2 protein-coding genes are annotated in these 1,416 nt (G+C 74.9%); one reads left to right on the top strand and one right to left on the bottom strand.

The window, feature by feature from the left end; all coding sequences use genetic code 11:
* Positions 1-1,056 (top strand): TDT family transporter (locus GKQ77_RS32740; protein WP_219692781.1); only part of this gene is annotated, 1,056 nt, incomplete at its 5' end.
* Here GKQ77_RS32740 and GKQ77_RS32735 read toward each other — a convergent pair.
* A partial coding sequence (locus tag GKQ77_RS32735; protein ID WP_219692780.1) for a helical backbone metal receptor occupies positions 1,025-1,416 on the bottom strand: 392 nt, incomplete at its 5' end. The genes GKQ77_RS32740 and GKQ77_RS32735 overlap by 32 nt on opposite strands.

Below are 1,416 nucleotides of genomic sequence, written 5' to 3'. Positions count from 1 at the left end.
CCCCGCCACCTCGGCCCGAACTGGTACGCGACCGTGATGGGCACCGCCATCATCGCCAACGCCGGCGCCACCCTCCCCCACCAGTTCCCCGGGCTGCGTACGGCCTGCGCCACCGTTTGGGCGCTCTCCCTCGTGATGCTCGCCGCGCTGCTCACCGCCCGCGCCGCGCACTGGGTCCACCACCGTGACCAGGCCCGCGCCCACCTCCTCGATCCGGCCGTCGCACCCTTCTACGGCTGCCTGTCGATGGCGCTGCTCGCGGTCGGCGGCGGCGCCCTGCTCGTCGGCGAGGAGTGGATCGGCACCGGCGCCGCCGTCGCCGTCGAGGCCGTGCTGTTCACCCTCGGCACCGCCATCGGCCTCGCCGGGGCCGTCGCCATCCCGTATCTGATGGTGGTCCGCCACCGCATCACCGCCGACCAGGCCTCCCCCATATGGCTGCTGCCCGTGGTGGCGCCCATGGTGTCGGCCGCCCTCGGCCCGCTGCTCATCCCGCACCTGCCCGCGGGCCAGGCCCAGCAGACGATGCTGTACGCGTGCTGCGCGATGTTCGGCCTGAGCCTGCTCGCCACCCTGGTCATGCTGCCGCTGATCTTCGCCCGCCTGCTGACCGCGGGCCCGCTGCCCACCGCGCTCACCCCGACCCTCTTCCTCGTGCTCGGCCCCCTCGGCCAGTCGACGACCGCCGCCAACAAGTTCGCGGACGTGGCACCCGGCGTCGTACCCGCCCCGCTCGACCAGGGCTTTCTCGCCCTCGCCGTGCTCTACGGCGTACCGGTGACGGGCTTCGCCCTGCTGTGGCTCGCGCTGGCGCTCGCGATGGTGCGGCGCGCCCGGCGCGGCGGCATGCGCTTCGCGATGACCTGGTGGGCGTTCACCTTCCCCGTCGGCACCTGCGTGACGGGCGCCGAAGGTCTCGGCAAGCACACCGGCCTCCCGGCGTTCGACTGGCTCGCGGCCGGGCTCTACGTCTTCCTCGTCGCCGCCTGGGCCGTGGCGCTCGCCCACACCGTGCGCGGCCTCGTCACCGGCCGGCTGCTCGCAGCGCCGCGCTGAGCACCGCGGGGGCCTCCGCCAGGGACGGCCCGTACCAGGTCAGATGGCGGCCGCTGACCAGCGCGACCGGCGTACGCGCGGGGAACGCCTCGGGGCCGTCGTCGGGCGTGAAGCGGTACGGCTCGTCGGGCAGGACCACCAGGTCGAGGCCGCCCGCGCGCAGTTCCTCGACGGGGACGCGGGGATAGCGCTCGGCGTGCCCGGCGTACGCGTTGTCCACGCCAAGGCGTACGAGGAGGTCCCCGGCGAACGTGTCACGGCCGAGGACCATCCACGGCCGCCGCCAGATCGGGATCGCCGCCCGCAGCCGGACCACCGGAGCGGGGAGGTCCGCCCACGCCGCCTCCGCCTCCGCCAGCC

The organism is Streptomyces anatolicus (assembly GCF_019400875.1).
In the GTDB taxonomy this organism is placed as follows: Bacteria; Actinomycetota; Actinomycetes; order Streptomycetales; family Streptomycetaceae; genus Streptomyces; species Streptomyces anatolicus.
This window is presented reverse-complemented; position numbering and strand designations above follow the sequence as displayed.